The sequence below is a fragment of the Limnoraphis robusta CS-951 genome, assembly GCF_000972705.2.
This window is the reverse complement of the sequence record NZ_LATL02000023.1, coordinates 1-17,785: the sequence shown is the minus strand read 5'-3', so window position 1 is coordinate 17,785 and position 17,785 is coordinate 1. Positions and strand designations below refer to the sequence as shown.

Genomic DNA, 17,785 nt, shown 5'->3' with positions numbered 1-17,785 from the left:
CTCACACAACCTGTTAAACGCCCAGAGAAATCGTGAATACCCATGAGGTAAACTTAACTAGAACTCGTTGTGAACAATAGCACATCTACCTTGAGTTCAATCTTATCGTTATTCAGACAACCTTATCGGTGATCATGATCCTCTGCCCCCCAGTCCTATTTGCCGACGCACTACAGGTTGAAATCAAAAACTGTAACAAATTTTACAATTTTCTCTCAAACTCAAAAATTTAAGTTAATCTAGAAATAGAGGAAATCCAGTCAGGGATCAAGGAATTAGTACAAGAAATTGATAAGTACAAGTACAGGAGCCGAAAAATAGCTGCCCTCCTGTCCCTTTTTGGGGTGCAATGATCGATTTCCCCTATCTCAGTCTTAACGACACGCTAAGAGGTTAAAACTCATGGTTTCATCACTGCAAGTCCCCGTCGCACCAACTCCCGCCTATATTTGCCCTTATGATCGCACCTGTAGCTATCTACAACAAGCCGCCGATCAACTGCAAATCGATCCAAATGTGATCGTTATCCTCGAACAACCCCGCAAAGTTGTCACCGTTTCCATTCCCATTAAACTCGATAACGGCCAAGTCAAAGTCCTCGCCGGACATCGGGTGCAACATTGCGACGTTCTTGGCCCCTACAAAGGCGGAACCCGCTATCATCCTGGGGTTAGTTTACAAGAATTATCCGCCCTTGCCATGTTAATGACATGGAAATGCGCCTTAGTGGGAATTCCTTACGGCGGTGCCAAAGGTGGAATTGCCATTAATCCTAATCATTATAGTTTAGGAGAACTCGAACGCATTACCCGTCGTTATGTGAGTGAACTGATTAAAGATATCGGCCCCGAACTCGATATTCCCGCCCCAGATATTGGAACTTCATCTAGGGAAATGGCTTGGATGATGGATACTTATTCAATGAATATGGGTCGGGCAATTCCTGGAGTTGTCACCGGAAAACCCTTGTCTATTGGCGGTTCTAAAGGGCGAGATTTAGCCACAGGACGAGGCGTAATGATTGCGGTACGAGAAGCGTTACTCGAACAAAATCGCAGTCTTAAAGGCGTAAAAATAGTGATTCAAGGCTTCGGAAAAGTTGGGGCAGCAGCAGCACAACTCTTGCATGAAGCGGGATCTAAAATATTAGCGATTTCTGATGTTTCCGGCGGAATTTTTAACGAACAAGGGTTAGATATTCCCGCATTGCAACAATATGCCGCCCAAAATAATTATAGTATTGCTGGATTTTCGGGTGGTGAAATGATTTCTAATGCGGATTTGTTAACTTTACCCTGTGAAGTGTTAATTCCGGCGGCGTTAGAAGATCAAATTACGGAAGACAATGCAGATAAAATTCAAGCACAAATTGTGGTAGAAGCGGCAAATGCGCCCATTACGTTAATCGCCGATCAAATGTTAGAAGCCAAAGGCGTGATGGTATTACCAGATATTCTCGCAAATGCCGGGGGTGTTGTGGTCAGTTATCTGGAATGGGTGCAAGGTCAATCTTATGTTTTTTGGGATGAAAAACGGGTGAACCGAGAAATGGAAAAATTGATGGTACACGCTTATCATCGAGTCAGTGAACGTTCACAAAAACAAGGCGTTTCCATGCGTTTGGCGGCTTATACTTTGGGGGTGGGTCGTGTGGCGCAAGCCTTAAGCGATCGCGGTTTGTATCCATAAAGTTTGATGAGTGTATAATAAAATCCCGGTAACTTCTGCGAAACCGGGATTTGAAAAAGGATTGTTCATGCTAATTTGAGATGTAGAGATATACCCTTGTATGTCTCTACAAATGTTGATTAATTTTCGGGGAATTTAGAAGGTGTTGGGGAATCTCAAAGCGATAATACCTAGCAGCGCGATTAAACCCAGCGCCCGACGAAAGTAGTTAACACCTTCAAAAAGTTCTAGCCAAGCCCAAGTAAACCAAGAACCAAAAGCAATTGCATCTAAACCTGTATGAAGATTACCACTTGGAAAAACAAATGTGAGTACCGTTGCTGTAATCCCGACTATTAGTGGTAAATTTGGGGGTTGAGCAATCACAATGTTGCCCGTGCTGTCTCGAAAAGTTTGATCGAATAAGCTATTTTCCATGAATCATAAAATGAACTATTTTTTCTTAATTTAAGTCTACTGGGTTCTGGGAATCTCTACCCTCTCTCTTTAGTAATAATTGGGGGTTGAGTAGCCACCGTGCAGGAAGTCAGTGTATTGTTTTTGTCCGTTTGCTGTCGGCTTTTTTGACCACAAAGACGCGAAGACACAAAGAGTTCTAGGCTGGGTGACTATTTCTAATTCAATTGCTGAGATTATCGCTAAACTAATGTCACCCACTCTACTGAGGTTCAAAAGCAGTGACTTTTCCCCCTAACGCTTCAACAATCGTTTCAGTATTTGACACTAACATTTTAATATAGCTATCCCCGTCACTTCCCGGCGCCCCAATTGAATCAGAATAAAGTTCATTTTCGGCTAATTTTACGCCTGCTTCTTGAGCAACTGTTGTGATTAATTTCGGGTTAATCGTTGTTTCTGCAAAAATCGCCGGAACTTGACTTTTCCGAATCGAATCTGCTAACTTACTGACGGTTTGAGCGCTCGGTTGTTCTTCGGTACTAATTCCAATTAAAGTTCCTGTTATCTCTAAACCATAAGCACGCGCATAATATTGAAAAGCATCGTGAGTGGTGACTAATTTACGTTGGTTTTCAGGAATGGTTGCTATTTGTTGTTCGATCCAAGTATTGAGTTGTTGCAATTCTTGGGTGAGTTGAGCCGCATTTTTTGTAAAAATTTCTCGGTCTTCTGGAGAAATTTCTATCAAGTTATCTCGAATCGTATTCACCATTATTATAACATTTTCTACATTTCCCCAAACGTGCGGATCGGGTTCAGTTTGTCCTTGATATTCCATCTCTAAAGGTGAGGCTATCTCCCCAACAGCGACTTTTTTTGCTCCGACTCCTGCGGCATTCATTAACTTAATTAATCCCGGTTCTAAATTGTAGCCATTATAAAAAATTAGATCGGCTTCTTCAAAGGCAATACTATCTTGAGGAACAGGTTCATAAACATGAGGATCAGCACCCGCTTCTAAAATTCCTTGGTGTTCAATTTCATCACCGCCAATGGTTTCGGTTAAGTCCGCAATAATCGTACTCGTTGAAACCACTTGGGGTTGATCATTGTCGGAATTATTTGTAACTTCTTGGGTACAACTACTTAATAAAGTTCCCAATAGAATCCCCGCCGTCGTCCACCTTAAGACAGAGTTCCAAGCCTGATGAATACTCACGTTTAACCTCACTTCCGAAGGATTTTCATATTCTTTTCATTGATTATTTCATAATTCTTTCATTTTTGCGTTATCCTAGAACTTGTAGCGACGAATAATCAAGCGATGGACACCCTACGATTCTTTGACGATAGCGCGACTTCGGCTCAACTGACATCCGTCTCTATGGGGATTTCAGCGATTAGCATCAACCATCTCAGCGTCCAATATCGAGGCGTTGAGGCGTTGCAAGACATTTCTTTGGAAATCAAACCCGGACGCCTAACCGGAGTTATTGGCCCCAATGGAGCGGGAAAAAGTACATTAATGAAGGCGATGTTAGGCTTAATTCCGGCGATGGGTGAACCCGTGTTGTATGGAAGTCAACCCTTGAGTCAACAGCGTCAACGAGTGGCTTATGTTCCCCAGCGATCGCAAATTGACTGGACCTATCCAGCGACAGTTTGGGATGTGGTTATGATGGGGAGAATTCGTAAAACGGGGTGGTTTCGTCGCTTTTCTACCGTGAGTCGTCGTCAGGCGTCGGAAGCGTTAGAAAGAGTGGGAATGACAGAGTATAAAAATCGTCCCATTGGTCAATTATCAGGAGGTCAACAACAGCGTGTCTTTTTAGCGCGATCGCTCGCTCAAGAAGCAGAAATTTTCTGTTTTGATGAACCCTTTGTGGGAATTGATCAAAAAACCGAGAATATCATTTTTAAAATCTTTCGAGATTTAGCAAATTCCGGTAAAATTGTTTTAGTGATTAATCACGATTTAGGAGAATCCATTACCAATTTTGATGAGATCATTTTGCTGAATAAAGAACTAATTGCTGCGGGTCGCCGTCAACAGGTTCTCCAAGAGGAAAATTTGAGTCGTGCTTATGGCGGAAAGGTGATTTTCTTTTCAGAAAATGCTGCCTAAGCTGAAACTGAGTGAAATAAAATGTGGAATATTTTAATAGAACCCTTACAATATAGCTTTATGCAACGATCTTTGATTGTTGCAATTTTAGTCGGTGTTATTTGTGCTGTCGTTGGCTGTTACTTAATGGTGCAACGACTGGCTTTATTGGGAGATGCAATTAGTCATTCGGTGTTGCCGGGGTTAGCGATTGCCTATATTATTGGAGCCAATATCTTTATTGGTGCGTTTATTGCGGGGGTAATTAGCACCGTTTTTATTAACTTAATTAGAACTCGCAGCAATATTAAAGAAGATGCGGCGATGGGCATTGTATTTTCTGCCTTTTTTGCGCTCGGAATTACGTTAATTACCCTGATTCAAAAAGATAACAAAATAGACCTCAATCATTTTTTGTTTGGGAATATTCTCGGCGTGACATTAGGAGAAGTTAGAGATACAGCGATTATTGCTGTTATTGTTATTTTTATTATCGTTTTAATTTATAAAGAACTTCTCTTTTATACCTTTGATCCTTTGGGTGCAGAAGCCGTCGGTTTACCTGTGAACTTACTCAACTTTGGGTTAATGGTGTTAATTGCGTTAACCATTGTCGCCAGTTTAAAAGCAGTTGGGGTGGTGTTAGTTTTATCGCTGTTAATTACTCCGGCGGCGACAGCTTATTTACTCGTGAGTCGTTTACATCTGATGATGTTTTTAGGCGTAGGAGTTGGGGTATTTTCCAGTATTAGCGGGATGTATCTGAGTTATTTTTATAATCTTCCTTCAGGCCCTGCTATTGTATTAGTGGCATCGGGATTGTTTACTTTAGCCTTTCTATTTAGTCCGAGTCAAGGAATTCTCACCCATCCACCCACAACCCGCAAGCAACCCGCATTTATTAAAGAGTTAAAAAACTTAATTAATCGTTCCTAAAACGGCTCTCCCATCGTTAAATTGATAGCGCTAGATTATATATAGTGGCGTATCAAGGAAGCTGCTATGAATAAAGGGCAACTAACAACATGGTTTGATGAGAGAGGTTTTGGCTTCATCAAACCGGATGATGGCGGTAAAGAAGTTTTCCTGCATATTAGTGCGCTGAAGGGATCAGGTCGTCGCCCAAAAGTTGGAGATAGGATTTTGTACGAGCGAGTTACGGAAGCCAACGGGAAGGTTCAGGCTGTTAAAGCTTCTATTGAGGGTGTTGTATCTCGACCCTTAGCAACCCAGCAGAAACCCAGGAAACGAGGTTTACTCAAAACTGTTATTGGTCTTGGAATTCTGGCTGTTGCTGCGCTTTTTACAATGGAATTTAGTCCGAGTCGCTCTCCCTCTGTCATTAGCTCCATCACAAAACCAGAATGTCTGATCAAAGGGAACATTTCCCATAATACAGGCGACAAGCTTTATCACCTTCCCGGGATGGAAGATTACGAGTCAACAGTTATCGATCCAGCAAGGGGAGAAAGGTGGTTTTGTACCGAGTCAGAAGCGATCGCATCAGGTTGGCGCAAAGCACCGAGGTAGGCGCAGCAGTCCAACAAGGTTTATCAAAAGGTCGCCTCGTTGCACCCACGCCATAAGAAGCGCGTTGGCGGTGGGATGAATCGCGACCAACAAAACAATTAATTGGGTCTTTATTGCTCCTCAATGTACTCTTTCAGTCTCTCAACGGTTACGCCTCCACAACTCGAAACATAATAACTGCTAGACCAGACCACCTTCTTTCCCCAATAAATCTCTTTCAATTGAGTTTCAAACTGCTTAGAAAGAACTCGACTGGTGGCGGTTTTAATTGAGTTGACCAGTTTGCTTAAATGCAAGAGAATAACCTCCAATCAAACAAGATGGTTGTTATTCTAGACTAAAAGCGGTCTGAGATGTTCCATCTGTTTTGAGTTGAGTAAAACCTCAAATGAAGGTGAATTTCAGAGTTAATCCGATGACTCATTGCTATCTTTCTCTGATTTCACCCTCAATAAATGGAAAGGTTTAACTAGGGTCTTTTTTAGGCTTAAATTTACCGCTAATGATTCACCAATAAAAATGGAATGAACGCTGTTTTAGAGCAAGTAGCAGCGTTGAATATTGAGCGGTTTGATTGACATTGATGCACTCAGATTGTTTTTCAGAAAAATAAAGGAGAATAAGTACAACTTTGGGGATTGAATTTTGATCGGCTACTTTTTCTTAAAATATTGGTGTAGCAGATCAGCTCCTTGTCCCCCCATATCGGTAAGTTTTTGCTCAATGGCGTTTAACGCGAGCTGAGAAGGTTTGGCGTGTCCTCTTTCCCATCGGTTCACAGTCTGGAAAGAAACACCCAAGGTAATGGCTAACTTTTCTTGGGATAAGCCTAAGCGTTCACGAAGGGTACGAACAAGATAGGGAATATCTGAAACTGGAGTAATCACGGGCATCGTTTTTTTCCTAAACTCTATCTCCAAGTTAAGATATAACACCCCTTATATTCAACAGTGGTGATACTGAACTTTGAGCTAAGTGGTTTGTGTCTTTTGAAAACACAATCTCCGAGAAAATACGGATGCAACTCTCGAAAGCCTTTCCCCGTCGTAAGAGTAACCCAAGCTAAATTTAGGGAGAAAAAGAATCAATTCCTCGCAAACGCTTCATAATTAAATCAAACCGACACAAATTAGGTTCGGTGGCGTGATCAAACTGAGAATTCACCTCAGAGTTGGACGGAGTTCGAGGGGATGTTTTAGAGTCTTCGCTAAAACGGTTAACTGTATTTCGCAGTCGAGAAGACAGAAATTTCGTGACAGCGCGATAGAACCGCAGAGCAAACAACACATCTCGATCCAGTTTTTCGGCTAATTGTTGGCGGGGAATGGCTAATACCACCGAATCTTCAACGGCTTTCACCGTCGCGGAGGGCAGACGTCCATCAATAAATGACATTTCCCCGAGAACTTCCCCGCAGCCGATTTTCCCAATTTCTTGATTTCCGACTGCGGCGACTGAAACGCTGAGAGTCCCCTCCAAAACAATATAAAGTGCTGAAATGGGCTGACCTTCATGGATGAGAATCGTCTGAGCCGTAACCTTTTCACGGTTTCCATGCTTAACCATCCAATCAATATCGCGATCATTTAATTCGCTTAAAATTACTAACGCTTTGTTCATTAGATCCAGTGAAGATTTCTGGAGGGAGAATCACAAAATTTTCAGTATAACTGTAGCATAAGCTGTTTGCGATACTCTTTTGTTAACGAATGATCATCGCCCAGCAATTCAAACAAACTCAACATGGCTTTGCGAGCGCCATCATTTTTGTAACTGCGATCAATCTTGACAACTTCTAAAAAGGTTTTGAGAGCCTGTGGATAATTTTTTTCTAGGGTGAAACGACAAGCTTGAGCATAAAGCTGATCGAGTTCAGTTGTCCCGGGTTGTTGAACGACTGCTTGAAACTCGATTAACTGTTTTAAAGCTTGAGCTTTAGGATAATACTCTCGTTGATCTTCAGATATTGTTGTTAATAACTGAGTCGCTTCATCGCTTTGTTTCATCTCGATGAAAAAGAGGGCAGCTTGTAAGGTTAAATCAGGTTGATTAGGATATTTTTTGAGTAACTGTTTAAACAGATTTTGGGCTAAGTCTAAATCTCGATTAACAATTGCCGTTTTAATCTTGGCAAATTCTTGATCAACTTCCGACTTAAAATTAAGCTGTCCTAACAGTTGACGCAGTTGGACTTCATTTAATGCACCCACAAATCCGGGTAGAACTTCCCCTTGCTGAACAATTCGCACGTCGGGAACACCCTCAACGTTGTAAGTATTAGCGAGATCGGGATTTTTGTCAATATCAACTTTCGCTAAAATAAAATCATATTCTTCGACAAGCTTTTCGAGTAAGGGCTTCATCAGTTGACATGGCCCGCACCAGGTTGCGAAAAAGTCCACTAAAATGATCTGTTCATCTGACTTTTGCAAAACCTCACGTTCAAAGTTGTCACTGTTGACTTCTATGCTATATCCCATTGAACTACTCTTCTTGACGAATGATGATTAGATACCTAAAATTTTAAACCCGTTGGGGAAAATTAGCCCCCGGAATCTGTTTTTAACCGATTCTCCGTTAAGGATTTTTGCTGTTCCGTTGCTTTTCATAGTATTGTTGATGGTACTCTTCGGCTCGATAATAGTCTGAAGCCGCTTGAATTTCAGTTGTAATGTCTTTTTCATAGCGTCCCGACATTTGCAGTTTGTGTTTGGATCGTCTGGCGAGTTGTTCTTGTTCGGGACTATGGTAAAAGATGACTGAACGATACTGTTCTCCTCGATCTGGCCCTTGGCGGTTGTAAGAAGTCGGATCGTGAATCGTCCAGAAAATTGCTAATAATTCCTCATAGGAAAGTGTATCGGGATCATACTGGAGTTGAACGACTTCTGCATGGCCCGTTATTCGGGCGCAAACATCAAGGTAGGAAGGGTTGGGAAAATGTCCGCCCATATATCCAACTGATGTAGATGTCACGCCTTTGATCCGGCGAAATGCTGCTTCTACACCCCAAAAGCATCCGGCTCCAAATGTTGCTGTTTCCATCGTTTTGAACCTTTTTAGATATAATTGATGAGTCGGACTTAATATAGATTAAGGGACTCTCTAAAATGTTAGATCAAATTTGATTTGATATTCCCTGAACGGCTATCATTCCCCGATATTGCTCAAACAGTCACGATCACCCGTTCATCTCCTTTTTGAGCAACACAACCTGACCCGCTATTTTAAACAATGCTCTTTACTAAAGCTTTACATCTAATTCGACTAGAATTTACACTACTCTCTATTTTTGTCATTCAAAATCTTTTAAGATCAGAACTTGATAAGATACTGCTTTATAGTTAGCAGATTCTTAGGAGTAGACTAGGCGTTTAATCAGGTGCATCCACAACTCAATCCAAGCTTTGTGTTGAATCAATCAGGGAATTTTGCTTGAACCGATTCCCTGATTTTTTTTATGAAGTTACCAATTATTACGGGAACTCCGTCTATTTAATTGACAATCGTTGAACCATGAGCGCGAGGATCGGTATTGCTTTGCTGAGGAGTAACAGAAGGTTTAAAGGCAGAAACTTGTCCAGTCGCTTCGGCATAAGGGAGAGGAATACCTGCAATTAAAGCATCCAGATTAGCTTCCATAATAGCAGGCGGAATTTCTCCAATACTTTGGGCGATCGCTGAGGCTTGATCATTGAGAAAGACAAAGTGGGGAATGCCATCGACTCGATATTGCAAAACCTCGGGCAACCACTTACTATTATCAACATTGAGCATGACAAAATTGAGTTTATTTTCATACTCATGCTTAATCCTATTGAGTTCGGGTGCCATTGCTTGACAAGTCGTACACCAGTTCGCATAAAATTCGATTAAGCTTGGCTTTCCATTATTCAAAGCAACTTCAAGTGGGGTTGACTCTTCTGCGAGTTCAGGCAGAGAAGTTGAAGTCACATCTGTTCGTAAACCCACCAGGATAGCTACACTTAAAATAACAGCGACTAGAGTGATTAACAGGTTTCTCAAGCGAGTCGCCAAGGTGGATGGCTGAGTGGGGGAAGAGGAGGATATTGAGGACTGATCGTTCATTGATATCGAAATTAAAAAATAATCACATCTTAATTTTAGTTGACAAATCGGATCTACATTTTTCCCAGTGGCTCGCCACTATGATTGAGGGATGTACAGGTGTTGAAACTGTCCATGCGATCGCCCTTGTTGTCCATTCTCCCTCTTTTGACATCCTCCCCTCCGTAAACGAAGGGGATTCCCAAACCTTACGATTTGGGTTTCTGTTTCTTAGCAGTTGCCTTGCGAGATTTACTCTCTTCGGGTCTTACACTCGCTCCACAGACTGACACCGCCTGTCCGGCGGCCAAAATATTTATACTGGCGTTGATATCTCGATCATGGTGAGAGTTGCATTTAGGGCAAACCCATTCCCTGATATTCAACAGCATTTTTTCTGAAATGTATCCGCAATTGGAACATCGCTTTGAACTAGGGAACCATCTATCTATTTTGATTAGTTCCCGCCCATACCACGAGGCTTTATAGTCAAGTTGTCGGACGAGTTCTCCCCAATTGGCATCACTAATTGCTCTAGCTAGCTTATGGTTTTTGACCATGTTCTTTACAGCCAAATCCTCAACGACTATCGTTTGATTTTCACGGATTAGTTGAGTTGTTAGCTTGTGGGTATGGTCGCGCCTGCAATCGGCAATTTTAGCCTGAATTCGAGCTACTTTAATTCTTGCTTTCTCTGGTGTTCAGAGAACCTTTGGTTTTTCGACTTAAAGACTTTTGAGCGAGTCGAAGTTTTTTATAGAGTTTATCGTAATGCTTGGGGTTGGAAACTTTAACTCCGTCAGAAGTCGTGAACAGACTGGTAATTCCCAGATCAATTCCCACTTTTTTATCGACGGGTTTTAGTTGGTGGTCTGTTGGATCGTCAATTTTCAAAGAAACAAACCATCTTCCACTCGGGTCTAATTTGACCGTTATTGTTGAGGGTGTACAACCAGTAGGAAGTTGACGACTCCATCGAATTGGCAAGGGTTCAAAACACTTAGCAATGTAGACTTGACCCTCTTTAAACTTAAAGGCCGACTTGGTAAATTCGGCACTGCCACCGTTACGTTTTCTCTTGAAGTTTGGGTATTTCGCCCGACCAGCAAAGAAGTTACTGAAAGCGGTTTGTAAGTGCCTTAAACTCTGTTGAAGCGGAACACAACTGACCTCATTTAAGAAGTCTAATTCCTCCTCTTTCTTCCAGTTTGTCAACATCGAAGAAGTCTGAGAATAGCCAACTCGTTCAAAACGTTCATACCACGCCTCAGTACGTGCTGCCAGTGCCTTATTGTACACTAACCTTACGCATCCCAGTGTTCTCCTCAACAGGTTTTCCTGTTCAAGAGTAGGGTAAAAACGGTAGCGATAGGCTTTCTCAGTCATGCCTCATAGTTTAACATATGTCTTGTGAAGACGTTAAACTTATTGAATAAAGCCGTCAATCACGGACGGGGTTTCAGACCCAAAACTTTCGATGATAGGAATCAATCCTAATTCGTCTGATGGAGTCTGGAACCATGAACCCCCTGTTTATCCGGTCTAGCTTGGCTTTTTGATTTTAGAACCATTGCTGCTCACCGACTCTTCTGGGGCTTCTTGGTTGTCTTCGCCTTGAACCGAACTATTGCTGGGTAATTCCAGACAGTAACCAGCCCCGTATACTGTTTTGATATAGCGGGGATGGCGGGGATCGGGTTCCATTTTGGTTCTCAGGTGTCGAATATGCACTCGGATGGTTTCGATATCGTCATCGGGATCATAACCCCAGACTTCTTTGAGAATTTCACTGGGCGCAACGGTTTGACCATGACGCTGAAGTAAGCAGTGCAGCAGTTCAAATTCCAGGTGAGTCAGTTTAACGGTTTTTTCAAACCAAATGGCTTCAAACCGTTCAGGAACGAGAGTCAGAACGCCATAACTGAGGATTTCGCTGTGTTTAGCGGCTTGGGGAATGCGATCGGTTCGACGCAGTAGGGCGCGAACTCGGGCCAGCATTTCTTCGAGTTCAAAGGGTTTGGTGAGGTAATCATCGGCGCCTGAGTTGAAGCCTTCGACTTTGTTTTGGGTTTGTCCCAAGGCGGTGAGCATGACGATGGGGATATCTGCTGTGCGTTCATCTCGTCGGAGACGCTGACAAACGGTAAACCCATCGACTCGGGGTAACATCAAGTCGAGAATGATCAAATCGGGTAACAGTTGTAGGGCTAGGGCTTGTCCTTTTATGCCATCTTCTGCTTGGCTGACTTCGTAGCCCGCCATTTCTAAGTTGATGGCTACAAGTTCTGCGATCGCTGGATCATCATCAATAACTAATATCCGAGGCATCATTTATAAGTTTACAGTGGCTACGATGGACAGTTGGAGCAGCTTGCGATTGGTATTGGCTAGTGATTTCCCTGTTTGGGAGCGGCTACCGGATTTACCCCTTTTTGTCAAGCTTCTATAATTTATTCTAAAGTTTAGCTAAGAACTATGGTTTCATGTAAAGTCAAGTGTACCGACTCTACAGCAGATTAGCAAGTAAAACACAGGGAACAGGCGCGAATTGCAACAGGCAAAAACTGCTCACAGTTGACTCCCCCACTTTTTGAGATCGGTGAGGGAGTCAATTGTTATGGGTTGTTGTCAGGAAAGCTTGACTCGGTTGAGTCTCGACCCGCTCACAGAGAACCTCTACGGCGACGGTAATCAGAAAGATATTGTTCGAGCATACCAAATTGATTAAGATTAACGCTGTAGTAGACCCATCGGCCTTCTTGACGGGCGCGAACGAGCGAAGCCTCTCTTAACGCTTTCAGGTGAAACGATAGTTTAGACTGGCTGACATGAAGTTGTTCGCAAAGTTCACAGACGCAGTATTCCCTCTGTTGCAGCAATTCTAAAACTCGAACTCGCAAAGGGTCAGATAAAGCATGAAAGCCTGATGCAACCTCAAAGGGCGAAGTTAGAGAAGTTGTGAGCATCAATTTTTTTTTGTTAACGTCAAGAGCTTTTTCTGAGCTGAAGTCTAAGACCACAGCTAGGACAATAAACGGCAGAGTCAGTTTGCAGATAATGCAATCTGTCCTGCTATCAATTGAGTTATGTCTGTGGAAGGTTACTCCCTAGCCGCAGAAATTTAATAACTATTTTTAGTATAAATTTTTATCAGGTTTTTGATCAAGAGCAACTTTTACTTTTTCTCAAAATATCAATGAAACTCATCCAAGTTTTTCACATCCTAAGTGACAAAAATTACACCCTGTCGGTTTTCAGATGTCTAGGTCAATTCTTGCTTGATTAAAAATCAATCTTAAGATAGACTCAAACAGATCAACTTGATGTGAAGGAAGTCCTATATCCCCCCTGGGTGGATCATTTTGTCACAAGTTTTTCACATTATAGTCGGATTTAGAGGTGATCAATCGAGAGTTAATCGCTAAACTTTCTGGAAATAATTTAATTAGAACCAATTTTTGTTTGAGAAGGTCTTACTGAGCCTCTAGAATGATAATTCTGATTAAGTTAAACTTTGAAGATCACGAGTTCAACAGAGAATCAACTCCGTTATACAATAACAAATTAAGTTGAGTAGAAGGGATTATTGGTTGAGGATTAGGGGATGAAGTCGCTAACGAGACTTTTTTATAAAAAATAAGCACGAGAATTATCTTTGTATACCCGTGCTTAGATTCAATTTGAGAAAACGAATGTTGCTCAAAAATATTAACGCCGACTCGACAGTGACATCATAACCTGCAACACATACCAGAACAGCAAAGCAACAGAAGCAAACAGTTCTAACGAAGCAGCGACATAATGCTGAGTCGAATAGTGGCGCATGATTTTGGAGGTATCATACAAAATCGCCGCCGAAGCAAAGGCAACCATGACGACAGAGAACAGAAGACCCAACGTGAAGCCGAAAAGAATGCTACACAAGATTAAACCCAGGGCCACGAAGCCGCCTATTTTCAGAATTCCACCCAAAAAGGTAAAATCCGTTTTTGTGGTCAAAGCAACCGTCGTTAAGCCGCCAAACAGCAACAGCGTTAGAATAGCCGCCGTCGGCAGAACACTGGGGTCAGAAAAATAAACCGCAAGATAAAGTAAAGGTGCAAAAATCAACGCCTGTGCGACGACATAAATTCCTAAACCCGCGTATTGAGTCTCAACAGAATCGGCTTTTGCGGTTAAACTTCTGGAAAACCAACCCAGAAGTGAAAAAGCACCCAAAATGAGCAACCAGCTAAATCGACTGGCAAACACAAAACTCGCTAATGCTTGAGCTATCCCCGTTTGAAAGAGTAGAATCTCAACGAGAACAAAGGAACCCACGGCTCCGGCTAAGTGTATATAAGTCTGCTGAATAAACTTAGCTCGTTCACTCGGTCGAGACTGAGCAACAGTAACCATATGGCTTCTCCTGAAAGGTTGTAAAGAAAAAGTTAGCTATTATTTCCAAGGGTAACACTACAGTTCAATTCCTGAAGAGGCAGAGATTGAGCTAGGGTACAAGCCCTTTCTACTGGATGTCACGAGTATTGCTAACGCTTAGGACAACTATAGGCTGTCGATGAATCAATGGAAGGCTTGGATAAAAAAACTGATTTTTCATCTTAATAAACTCCAAAAAATGGTTAATTTTTGATATTACGGCTTTAGACTGGATGTGACTTTTCTTTATTTTGTTCATTGTTAATGACTATGCCCATAAAAATTGAACAGGCGACTCGCATTGAAGCGGCGGGAAATAAACCTAAACAGATTGATGAATATATCGGTCGGGTGAATTCTCAGACAGAAGCGGTGAGTATCGCTCATATGCACTCTCCGATGGGTTGGATGGAACCCGGTCAGCGTCCAGAGTTTGATGAATTTACGATGGTTTTAAAAGGAATGCTACGGGTTGAATATGAAGGCGGTGAGATGGATATTTATGCAGGACAAGCTGTGATTGCGGCTAAAGGGGAATGGGTGCGTTATAGTAGTCCGACTGAGGAAGGGGCGGAATATATAGCTGTTTGTTTGCCTGCATTTTCTCCTAGTTTAGTGCATCGAGATTCTGAATAAATTCCTACTCCTGGGTGATTCTAAAATCACCTGTTTGGGTGAAGAAAAGAAGGGTTGAGTGGGGCGATAGTAAAGCTAATAACAAAGCTAAAAACTCAGAAAATCGGATATCTAGAACTAGATAACGGTTTAAGGTTCCACTCAATTCAGATTGGCAATACTTATGATGAACTATCAGACTTCACCCCGTTGTCTCAAACAGAGTAGTCTGGAATTGCTACAAGAATATAAGCAGTTTCCTTGTCAATCTATTCGGAATCAAATTGTTCAACTGAATAGGGGTTTGGTTCGCAAAGAAGTACATCACTGGATTAAACAATGTTCGGAAAGTTATGATGATTTACTTCAAGTTGGATGTATTGGACTTATTCAAGCGATTGAACGGTTTGATTTAACAAAAGGTTGTGCGTTTAGTTCTTTTGCTGTTCCTTATATTCGAGGGGAAATTTTACATTATTTACGGGACAAAAGTTCGTTAATTAGAGTTCCGCGTCATTATTTAAAGTTGAAGCGTCAAGGGTCAAAAGTGGTTGCTCAATTGCAGGAAAAACTACACCGAAAACCAACAGATTTAGAAATTGCTAATACTTTGGGGATTTCTGTTGAGCAGTGGAATCAGGTTAAATTAGCTGAAAAAAATAGTTCTGTGTTGAGTTTGGATGCGACTTTCAATGATGAATTTGAGGATCAAAAGAGCTTAGTTGAATTGATTGTTGATCCGAATTATAACGATTTCAAGACGGCTCATGAAGACAAAATAGATTTGGAGATGGCTTTATTGAAGTTAAAAGAAAAAAATCGATATATTTTAGAATTAGTTTTCTTTAAAAATCTCACTTACAAAGAAGTTGCCAAACATTTAGGAATTAGTATGATTACGGTTCATCGTCGCATTAAACAAAGTTTGAAAGATTTAAAAGTCATGCTCACAAGTTGGGAAACTTTGGTTTGATGCGCCTAGAGTATTCAGAGTCTAAAAATTGAATCTTTATTCTTTATAAAAAGAACCCCTGCTACCAAAAACAGGAGTTTGAGTTGGGATTAAATTCCAGCTAAAATATGCTTTCTTCCAATCAATTATCGAGCCGGAACCCCAATAAATCCGTCGTCGGGTTCATTCTCAATAGGATTATTGGGAGAATTCGTCACTCCCTCATTATTAATCTGAGGATTCGGAGAAGTCAAATCTTGATTCTCCATGTCATTCATTTCCGTTGTTACTCCTCGATTTGTGTCTGGAGAATTTCTCTGTAGTTCATTGGAGTTATCACCCCCGTTTAGGGGTTGAGAAGGAGAGTTTCTCTGTTGATTAGGATTAATATTCGGACTGGTTCCAGGACGATTTGTAGGACTGGTTCCGGGACGATTTGTAGGACTGGTTCCGGGACGATTTGTAGGACTGGTTCCGGGACGATTTGTAGGACTGGTTCCAGGACGATTTGTAGGACTGGTTCCGGGATTAGTTGTAGGAACTTCTCCAGGATTAGTTGTAGGAACTTCTCCAGGATTAGTTGTAGGAACTTCTCCAGGATTAGTTGTAGGAACTTCTCCGGGATTAGTTGTAGGAACTTCTCCGGGATTAGTTGTAGGAACTTCTCCAGGATTAGTTGTAGGAACTTCTCCGGGATTAATTGTACCTTGAGTGATTAATACTCCATCTTGAAATCGCTCAAAGCTAGAGTTAATTTTAGTTGATTCTGCTAAAGCAGATTGAGCAATCAGGGGTGTAAGACCAGCAACAGCAGTTAAAGCAACAATTTTAGCGTTTACTAAATTTTTCAGGTTAAACATTTTCTGATCTCCTAGCTAACAAGCCTGTTCACAAACAACGTAAATATCATTGTGCTAGACTGTGATTGCTTGTACATCTGTTACAAGAAAGATATCTTTAGATAGATCAAAAAATACCGTTCAGCCTGAGAATTTTAAAATCAAAATTTAGAGCAAAAACTCTATCTATTGATTGTCAATTTTTAGAAAGTGTTTTATTTTTTTGTATAAGGGAAAATTAACATAGAGGAAACCGATTGTGACTTCAACAGTATCATCCACAGAGCGAGTGCTAGTTACGGGTTCAACAGGTGGAGTGGGTCAACTTACCGTCGCCAAACTTTTAGAAAAAGGATTTTCGGTGAGGGTTTTAACTCGCAATGCTCAAAAGGCAGAGAAAATGTTTGAAAATCAAGTAGAGGTTGTTGTCGGAGATATTTGCAACCCCTCTAGTTTGTCTGCGGCGACCGAGAATATCTCTGATATTATTTGTTGTACCGGAACGACTGCATTTCCCTCAACCAAATGGGATTTTAACACGTTACAACAGTCAACGGGACAGGAAAGTTGGGTAGAATGGCTGAAAATTTATTTTGATGCTGAGTATCGCCGCAAAAACGCCAATAATAGCCCTGAACAAGTGGATGCTCAAGGGGTGAGTAACCTAGTTGCTGCTGCACCTAAAACCCTCAAACGCTTTGTGTTTGTGTCTTCCTGTGGTGTCCTGCGAAAAGACCAATTTCCCTATAGTCTTCTCAATGCTTTTGGGGTGTTGGATGCCAAGCAGAAGGGCGAGGAAGCGATAATTCGTTCAGGACTCCCTTACACCATTATTCGACCCGGACGGCTAACAGATGGCCCCTATACGTCCTATGACCTGAACACATTGCTTAAAGCGACGACAGGCGGAAAGTTAGGGGTTGAGGTGGGGGTTGGGGATAAACTTACGGGCCAAACGAGTCGAATTGATGTGGCGGCTGCTTGTGTGGAATGTCTGGATATTCCTGAAACCGTAGGTCAAATTTTTGAACTGGTGAATACAGGCGTTAAACCGGAGAATGGGGTGAATTGGAAAGTGCTGTTATCGAACCTCGGTTAAGTCAAGAGGGTGTCATGTAGGGGCGGGTTCCGAGTAAATTTATCCTGTCCCGCAGACAACTGATATAAACC

General features: G+C 41.8%; 19 protein-coding genes and 1 pseudogene. 7 read left to right on the top strand and 13 right to left on the bottom strand.

From position 1 onward, the window contains the following. The first annotated feature begins 402 nt into the window (after nucleotides 1-402). The gene (locus tag WN50_RS01920) at nucleotides 403-1,689 is read left to right on the top strand and encodes a Glu/Leu/Phe/Val family dehydrogenase (RefSeq protein ID WP_046282379.1); all 1,287 of its coding nucleotides are present in this window, start codon (nucleotides 403-405) and stop codon (nucleotides 1,687-1,689) included. Between the two features lie 135 nt (nucleotides 1,690-1,824). On the opposite strand, the gene WN50_RS01915 is transcribed toward WN50_RS01920, so the two are convergent. Both WN50_RS01915 and WN50_RS01910 read right to left on the bottom strand, forming a co-directional pair. Beyond that, nucleotides 1,825-2,106: a hypothetical protein gene (locus WN50_RS01915; RefSeq protein WP_046282378.1), complete on the bottom strand. Its 282-nt coding sequence runs from the start codon at nucleotides 2,104-2,106 to the stop codon at nucleotides 1,825-1,827. Between the two features lie 241 nt (nucleotides 2,107-2,347). Further along, entirely contained in the window at nucleotides 2,348-3,307 is a 960-nt protein-coding gene (locus WN50_RS01910; protein WP_046282377.1) for a metal ABC transporter substrate-binding protein, read from the bottom strand. Between the two features lie 105 nt (nucleotides 3,308-3,412). On the opposite strand from WN50_RS01910, the gene WN50_RS01905 reads away from it, so the two are divergent. From WN50_RS01905 to WN50_RS31285, 3 genes are all read left to right on the top strand, one after another. Further along, complete coding sequence (locus WN50_RS01905; protein ID WP_046282376.1) at nucleotides 3,413-4,213, top strand: metal ABC transporter ATP-binding protein; 801 nt, start codon at nucleotides 3,413-3,415, stop codon at nucleotides 4,211-4,213. A 21-nt stretch (nucleotides 4,214-4,234) separates the two neighbouring features. Then, on the top strand, nucleotides 4,235-5,128 hold the full coding sequence (locus WN50_RS01900; RefSeq protein WP_046282375.1) for a metal ABC transporter permease: 894 nt from the start codon (nucleotides 4,235-4,237) through the stop codon (nucleotides 5,126-5,128). 66 nt (nucleotides 5,129-5,194) lie between these two features. Beyond that, entirely contained in the window at nucleotides 5,195-5,722 is a 528-nt protein-coding gene (locus WN50_RS31285) for a cold shock domain-containing protein (RefSeq protein ID WP_046282374.1), read from the top strand. A gap of 110 nt (nucleotides 5,723-5,832) precedes the next feature. On the opposite strand, the gene WN50_RS31685 is transcribed toward WN50_RS31285, so the two are convergent. From WN50_RS31685 to WN50_RS01850, 10 genes and pseudogenes are all read right to left on the bottom strand, one after another. Continuing rightward, nucleotides 5,833-6,018, bottom strand: a complete 186-nt coding sequence (locus tag WN50_RS31685) for a transposase (RefSeq protein WP_072075532.1) — start codon at nucleotides 6,016-6,018, stop codon at nucleotides 5,833-5,835. 357 nt (nucleotides 6,019-6,375) lie between these two features. After that, nucleotides 6,376-6,615, bottom strand: a complete 240-nt coding sequence (locus tag WN50_RS01890; RefSeq protein WP_046282373.1) for a helix-turn-helix domain-containing protein — start codon at nucleotides 6,613-6,615, stop codon at nucleotides 6,376-6,378. Nucleotides 6,616-6,790: 175 nt separating this feature from the next. After that, nucleotides 6,791-7,342, bottom strand: a complete 552-nt coding sequence (locus WN50_RS01885) for a cyclic nucleotide-binding domain-containing protein (protein WP_046282372.1) — start codon at nucleotides 7,340-7,342, stop codon at nucleotides 6,791-6,793. A gap of 41 nt (nucleotides 7,343-7,383) precedes the next feature. Further along, nucleotides 7,384-8,202, bottom strand: a complete 819-nt coding sequence (locus WN50_RS01880) for a tetratricopeptide repeat protein (protein WP_046282371.1) — start codon at nucleotides 8,200-8,202, stop codon at nucleotides 7,384-7,386. A 97-nt stretch (nucleotides 8,203-8,299) separates the two neighbouring features. Next, nucleotides 8,300-8,767 (bottom strand): peptide-methionine (S)-S-oxide reductase MsrA, encoded by a 468-nt coding sequence (gene msrA / locus WN50_RS01875; RefSeq protein ID WP_046282370.1) that lies wholly within the window; start codon nucleotides 8,765-8,767, stop codon nucleotides 8,300-8,302. 450 nt (nucleotides 8,768-9,217) lie between these two features. Continuing rightward, nucleotides 9,218-9,811 carry a thioredoxin family protein gene (locus tag WN50_RS01870; protein ID WP_046282369.1) on the bottom strand — a complete coding sequence of 198 codons (594 nt, stop codon included), beginning with the start codon at nucleotides 9,809-9,811 and terminating at the stop codon, nucleotides 9,218-9,220. Between the two features lie 188 nt (nucleotides 9,812-9,999). Beyond that, nucleotides 10,000-11,176, bottom strand: a pseudogene (locus tag WN50_RS01865) (RNA-guided endonuclease InsQ/TnpB family protein). 156 nt (nucleotides 11,177-11,332) lie between these two features. Continuing rightward, nucleotides 11,333-12,118, bottom strand: coding sequence for a response regulator transcription factor (locus WN50_RS01860; protein WP_046282368.1), 786 nt, complete (start codon nucleotides 12,116-12,118; stop codon nucleotides 11,333-11,335). A 335-nt stretch (nucleotides 12,119-12,453) separates the two neighbouring features. Continuing rightward, nucleotides 12,454-12,756: an ArsR/SmtB family transcription factor gene (locus WN50_RS01855; RefSeq protein WP_046282367.1), complete on the bottom strand. Its 303-nt coding sequence runs from the start codon at nucleotides 12,754-12,756 to the stop codon at nucleotides 12,454-12,456. Nucleotides 12,757-13,498: 742 nt separating this feature from the next. Next, nucleotides 13,499-14,188: a Bax inhibitor-1/YccA family protein gene (locus tag WN50_RS01850; protein ID WP_046282366.1), complete on the bottom strand. Its 690-nt coding sequence runs from the start codon at nucleotides 14,186-14,188 to the stop codon at nucleotides 13,499-13,501. 285 nt (nucleotides 14,189-14,473) lie between these two features. Here WN50_RS01850 and WN50_RS01845 point away from each other — a divergent pair, with 285 nt between their 5' ends. After that, nucleotides 14,474-14,845: a cupin domain-containing protein gene (locus tag WN50_RS01845; RefSeq protein WP_235440796.1), complete on the top strand. Its 372-nt coding sequence runs from the start codon at nucleotides 14,474-14,476 to the stop codon at nucleotides 14,843-14,845. Nucleotides 14,846-15,008: 163 nt separating this feature from the next. Continuing rightward, nucleotides 15,009-15,797, top strand: a complete 789-nt coding sequence (locus WN50_RS01840) for a sigma-70 family RNA polymerase sigma factor (RefSeq protein ID WP_407659582.1) — start codon at nucleotides 15,009-15,011, stop codon at nucleotides 15,795-15,797. A 125-nt stretch (nucleotides 15,798-15,922) separates the two neighbouring features. Here the strand turns inward: WN50_RS01840 and WN50_RS33145 are convergent, their stop codons facing one another. Next, nucleotides 15,923-16,636, bottom strand: coding sequence for a hypothetical protein (locus WN50_RS33145; protein WP_049557637.1), 714 nt, complete (start codon nucleotides 16,634-16,636; stop codon nucleotides 15,923-15,925). A 238-nt stretch (nucleotides 16,637-16,874) separates the two neighbouring features. Between WN50_RS33145 and WN50_RS01830 the strand changes: the two genes are divergently transcribed. After that, the gene (locus WN50_RS01830) at nucleotides 16,875-17,714 is read left to right on the top strand and encodes an SDR family oxidoreductase (protein ID WP_200906187.1); all 840 of its coding nucleotides are present in this window, start codon (nucleotides 16,875-16,877) and stop codon (nucleotides 17,712-17,714) included. Nucleotides 17,715-17,785: the final 71 nt, after the last annotated feature.

Coding starts and splice junctions, on each gene's coding strand:
- WN50_RS01920 (WP_046282379.1), top strand. CDS start 403: ATGGTTTCATCACTGCAAGTCCCCGTCGCACCAACTCCCGCCTATATT.
- WN50_RS01915 (WP_046282378.1), bottom strand. CDS start 2,106: ATGGAAAATAGCTTATTCGATCAAACTTTTCGAGACAGCACGGGCAAC.
- WN50_RS01905 (WP_046282376.1), top strand. CDS start 3,413: ATGGACACCCTACGATTCTTTGACGATAGCGCGACTTCGGCTCAACTG.
- WN50_RS01900 (WP_046282375.1), top strand. CDS start 4,235: ATGTGGAATATTTTAATAGAACCCTTACAATATAGCTTTATGCAACGA.
- WN50_RS31285 (WP_046282374.1), top strand. CDS start 5,195: ATGAATAAAGGGCAACTAACAACATGGTTTGATGAGAGAGGTTTTGGC.
- WN50_RS01890 (WP_046282373.1), bottom strand. CDS start 6,615: ATGCCCGTGATTACTCCAGTTTCAGATATTCCCTATCTTGTTCGTACC.
- WN50_RS01885 (WP_046282372.1), bottom strand. CDS start 7,342: ATGAACAAAGCGTTAGTAATTTTAAGCGAATTAAATGATCGCGATATT.
- WN50_RS01880 (WP_046282371.1), bottom strand. CDS start 8,202: ATGGGATATAGCATAGAAGTCAACAGTGACAACTTTGAACGTGAGGTT.
- msrA (WP_046282370.1), bottom strand. CDS start 8,767: ATGGAAACAGCAACATTTGGAGCCGGATGCTTTTGGGGTGTAGAAGCA.
- WN50_RS01870 (WP_046282369.1), bottom strand. CDS start 9,811: ATGAACGATCAGTCCTCAATATCCTCCTCTTCCCCCACTCAGCCATCC.
- WN50_RS01860 (WP_046282368.1), bottom strand. CDS start 12,118: ATGCCTCGGATATTAGTTATTGATGATGATCCAGCGATCGCAGAACTT.
- WN50_RS01855 (WP_046282367.1), bottom strand. CDS start 12,756: ATGCTCACAACTTCTCTAACTTCGCCCTTTGAGGTTGCATCAGGCTTT.
- WN50_RS01850 (WP_046282366.1), bottom strand. CDS start 14,188: ATGGTTACTGTTGCTCAGTCTCGACCGAGTGAACGAGCTAAGTTTATT.
- WN50_RS01845 (WP_235440796.1), top strand. CDS start 14,474: ATGACTATGCCCATAAAAATTGAACAGGCGACTCGCATTGAAGCGGCG.
- WN50_RS01840 (WP_407659582.1), top strand. CDS start 15,009: ATGATGAACTATCAGACTTCACCCCGTTGTCTCAAACAGAGTAGTCTG.
- WN50_RS33145 (WP_049557637.1), bottom strand. CDS start 16,636: ATGTTTAACCTGAAAAATTTAGTAAACGCTAAAATTGTTGCTTTAACT.